The sequence below is a fragment of the Micromonospora sp. D75 genome (assembly GCF_018070405.1).
GTDB lineage: Bacteria > Actinomycetota > Actinomycetes > Mycobacteriales > Micromonosporaceae > Micromonospora > Micromonospora chalcea.
Genome location: NZ_JAGPXV010001065.1, coordinates 1 through 949 on the forward strand (window position 1 = coordinate 1; position 949 = coordinate 949).

1 protein-coding gene and 1 pseudogene are annotated in these 949 nt (G+C 73.9%); one reads left to right on the forward strand and one right to left on the reverse strand.

All coding sequences use genetic code 11. The features are described 5' to 3' along the window. Positions 1 to 456 (forward strand): annotated as a pseudogene (locus tag KBX39_RS32000) (phospho-sugar mutase); the annotation flags it as partial. Between the two features lie 86 nt (positions 457 to 542). Here the strand turns inward: KBX39_RS32000 and KBX39_RS32005 are convergent. Further along, positions 543 to 949 (reverse strand): GPP34 family phosphoprotein (locus KBX39_RS32005; RefSeq protein ID WP_210874155.1); only part of this gene is annotated, 407 nt, incomplete at its 5' end.

The following is a 949-nucleotide window of genomic DNA, read 5'->3' on the forward strand; positions in this document are numbered from 1 at the left end:
CCGGAGCACGTACGCGACAAGGACGGCATCACCGCCGCGCTGACGGTCGCCGAGCTGGCCGCCGGCCTGAAGGCCCAGGGCCGTACGCTCCTCGACCGGCTGGACGAGCTGGCCGCCGAGTTCGGCGTGCACCACACCGAGCAGCTCTCGGTCCGGGTGGAGGACCTGCGCGTCATCGCGGACTCGATGGCGCGGATCCGGGCGGCCACCCCGACCGCGCTGCTCGGGCAGCCGGTGACCGAGGCGACCGACCTGCTCCCCGACGCGGACGTGGTGATCCTGCGCACCGGCGCGGCCCGGGTGGTGATCCGGCCATCCGGCACCGAGCCGAAGCTCAAGGCGTACCTGGAGGTGGTGGAGCCGGTGACCGGCGGCGACGTGCCGGCGGCCCGGCAGCGCGCGCGTGCCGCCGTGACCGAGCTGCGCAACGAGATCGCCGCCGCCCTCGGCCTCTGACCGGGTGTAAGGAAGGGCCCCTTATTAACGCCTCGCGTTAATAAGGGGCCCTTCCTCTACCGGAGGCGTTAAGAGGGGGCCCTTCCTTACCGCTTGCCCAGGGCGGCGTCGACGGCCTGGCCCAGCGCGGCGATGACCAGACTGATCGACGGGCGCACCACGCTGTCGTCCAGGCTCACCGAGCCGGAGAAACCGGCGCCGGCGGCGATCTCCTCCAGGCGGCGCCCGGCGTCCTCGGCGGCCGGGCCGGTGAGCCCGAGCGCCGGCTCCATGCGCAGCACCGCGACCAGCGTGGCGAGCGCGGCGGTCCGCTCGTCGGGGAGCTGCCCGCTGGTCAGCGCTTCGGCCAGACGCTGCCGGATGTCCGCCTCGACCGAGGGGTCCGCCACCGGGTAGCGGTGCACGTGGATGAAGTCCAGCTCGGTCTCCTCCACGTCCCGGACCACGCCCCGCCCGCAGAGGTCGGTGAGGATCCGGTCGCGCAGCCCGTGCC